At 37.9% G+C, this 2,907-nt stretch carries 3 protein-coding genes; all 3 read left to right on the top strand.

Going from position 1 to position 2,907, the window contains the following annotated elements; genetic code table 11:
• Window positions 1-150: 150 nt before the first annotated feature.
• Genes istA through NON16_RS24825 form a run of 3 tightly spaced genes read left to right on the top strand, consistent with a single transcriptional unit; the run spans window position 151 to window position 2,742 of the window.
• Complete coding sequence (istA, locus tag NON16_RS24835) at window positions 151-1,695, top strand: IS21 family transposase (protein ID WP_257352270.1); 1,545 nt, start codon at window positions 151-153, stop codon at window positions 1,693-1,695.
• Entirely contained in the window at window positions 1,688-2,431 is a 744-nt protein-coding gene (gene istB / locus NON16_RS24830; protein ID WP_257352268.1) for an IS21-like element helper ATPase IstB, read from the top strand. The genes istA and istB overlap by 8 nt, the downstream gene beginning before the upstream one ends.
• A 50-nt stretch (window positions 2,432-2,481) precedes the next feature.
• Window positions 2,482-2,742, top strand: a complete 261-nt coding sequence (locus tag NON16_RS24825) for a hypothetical protein (RefSeq protein WP_257352265.1) — start codon at window positions 2,482-2,484, stop codon at window positions 2,740-2,742.
• Window positions 2,743-2,907 lie beyond the last annotated feature (165 nt).

Raw genomic sequence — 2,907 nt, 5'->3', positions numbered from 1 at the left:
TGAATATTTCACTCGAATAGAACCAACTTCTCGGACATTTTGAACCATTGTCTCGGACGAATAGAACCAGCTTCTCGGGAGGAGAACCACCCTCTATAATATAGATGCACTGATTATTCAGTGTATCTATCATTATAGGGGGTAATTTTTTTGGTTAAGTATCGTGAAATTTTGAGGCTGCACAGTCAGGGAATGAGTAAAAGAAGTATTGCAGCTAGTTGTGGATGTTCCAGGAATACCATCACTTCTGTCTTAGAACGTGCTACAGAATGTGTTATTTCTTGGCCTCTATCAGAGGATGTGACAGATGGTGACTTACAGGGCTATCTATTTCCTGAAAGGTCTAACGTTCAAAACCATCGCATGCCTGATTATGAATACATCCATAAAGAGCTTGCGAAGAAAGGAGTGACCTTGACTCTCTTGTGGGAGGAGTATTGTAGAACGTGTTATCAAACTGGGGAAACGCCATATATGTATACGCAATTCTGCTTTCATTACCGGAAATATGCGAATACGACAAAAGCTACGCTAAGAATTAAACGAAAACCAGGCGAATTAATGGAAGTCGACTGGGCTGGTCAAACAGCTTTTCTGAAGGACAATATTACAGGAGATAAACTACCAGCTTATATATTTGTCGCTACGCTTCCTTGTAGCCAATACACCTATGTAGAAGCTTTCCTATCGCAGAATCTAGAAAACTGGATAACCGCACACATTCATGCGTTTCACTTTTATGAAGGTGTGGCAAATATCATTGTACCGGATAATTTAAAAACAGGAGTGGATAAATCTAATTATTGGGATCCAAAAATAAATCGATCCTATTACGAAATGGCTGAATATTATGGTGCTGCAGTAGTTCCCGCCAGAGTTCGTCGTCCTAAGGACAAGCCTAGTGTGGAAGGAAATGTTGGCATTGTTTCTACTTGGATTATTGCTGCTTTGAGGAACCAAACGTTTTTCTCTCTTAGAGAATTAAACGAAGCGATTCAAATCAAATTAGAGGAGTTTAATCAAAAGCCATTCCAGAAAAAAACAGGTAGTAGGCAGACAGCTTTTCGTGAAGAAGAAAAGTTTGCCCTACTACCGATACCATTTAAGCCGTACGAATTAGCTACCTGGAAAACAGCTATCGTACCCCTTGATTATCACATAGTTGTAGATAAAATGCATTACTCTGTTCCTTACGAATATGTCAAACACGAAGTGGAAATTCGGATCACTTCCAAGGTTCTGGAACTATTCTTTAATCATATTCGAATTGCTTCTCACATGAGATTAACAGGGACGAAGGAAGGGTTTTCTACTATTCCTGAACATATGCCAGAAAACCATCGAATGTATATGGAATGGGATAAAGATCATATTTTCGATTGGGCAGATAAGGTCGGAGAACATACAAGAACCGTAATAGATGCCATTTTTACGGCTTATAAAGCAGAGCGACAGGCTCAAAAAATGTGTATGGGGGTTATTAAGCTTGCCGATCGTTTTTCTTTGGAGCGATTGGAAGAAGCGTGTCGGCAGGCATTGCTTTATTCACCCTCCCCTAAATTAAATAGTATTAAAACCATTTTAAAACAAGGAACAGATAAAAGTAGCACAACGACAAAATCAGTGAATAAACAATCTGGCTCGTTTAGTTTCACAAGAGGTGCGGATTATTTTGGAGGAAAACGAAATGACTAATGAAAATACAATCATGAAATTAAATGATATGAGGTTAACTGCTATGGCTGAAACCTACCTCAATCAATTATCCAATGCCGATTATCAGGAATTGTCCTTTGACGACCGCTTTAGTTTATTGGTAGACATTGAATATTCCAAAAGAAAAAACAATAAATTAGATCGATTAGTGAAGAGTGCGAATTTTCGCTATCGTAACGCTTGTGTGGAAGACATTGAGTATCTTCCTGACAGAAAGCTAGATAAGACATTAATTCTTCGTCTTGCGGAGGGCCAGTATATTCAAGACAACCATAACGTCATGATATTAGGGGCATCTGGAAATGGCAAATCTTATTTAGCTAGTGCTCTAGGAATTTCTGCTTGTCGGAAATTCTATAAGGTGAAATATGTTAGATTACCAGACTTGCTAGAAGAACTAGCCGTAGCTCGTGGTCAAGGTATCTTTCAAAAAACAATTAAACAATATAAAAAAGTAGATTTGCTTATTCTAGATGAATGGTTATTATCTCCTCTAGAAAACACGCAAGAGAGGGACTTATTAGAAATTGTTGAAAGCAGACATCAAACAGCTTCGACTATTTTCTGTTCCCAGTTTGCACCAGAAGGATGGTATGAGCGTATTGGTGAATCCACCATTGCAGATGCCATAATGGATCGAATCGTTCATGATTCTTACACTATTTTTGTAGACGGACAAGTATCCATGCGAGAGCGTCATGGGATAAACAAATAGATAGCTAATCTAATTGGATATAAACACGCCAAAAGGAGGTCGTTGAGTTTATGAAGGAGCCTATGTATGACGATGATACAATTAAATTAGGCGATGAGATGGATCATGCACAGCTCATCGTTGATCTACTCATTTACTCAAAAAAATTGGAAGAAATGATTATTGAACTTAGAAAAGAAGTAAATGAATTAACCCCTGAAGGACAGACGATTCCCTATGCTGAACTCCATAGTGATATTTATGAAAACTTCGATGATTATCAAGCTTATGAAAAGCATCGAAGTTTTATCGAGTTATTCTTTAAATACTAAGTTTGTATAACGATCAATTACGTCTACAGTGTGGAGGCATTATCCACACTGTAGATGTGTTTATGTTTAAAAATACTGGTTCCCCTACCGTTAAAGTGGTTCTATCTTTCCGTGATAAGTGCTCATTTTGTCCGAGAAAGTGGTTCTATTTAAACGAAATATTCA

Source organism: Pseudalkalibacillus decolorationis, from assembly GCF_024609785.1.
GTDB lineage: Bacteria > Bacillota > Bacilli > Bacillales > Fictibacillaceae > Pseudalkalibacillus > Pseudalkalibacillus decolorationis.
The sequence above is the reverse complement of the archived record's forward strand: the minus strand, read 5'-3'. Positions and strand labels throughout refer to the sequence as shown.

Bases quoted from the DNA above. Each gene is read 5' to 3' on its own strand.
- istB (WP_257352268.1), top strand. From the start codon at position 1,688: ATGACTAATGAAAATACAATCATGAAATTAAATGATATGAGGTTAACT.
- NON16_RS24825 (WP_257352265.1), top strand. From the start codon at position 2,482: ATGAAGGAGCCTATGTATGACGATGATACAATTAAATTAGGCGATGAG.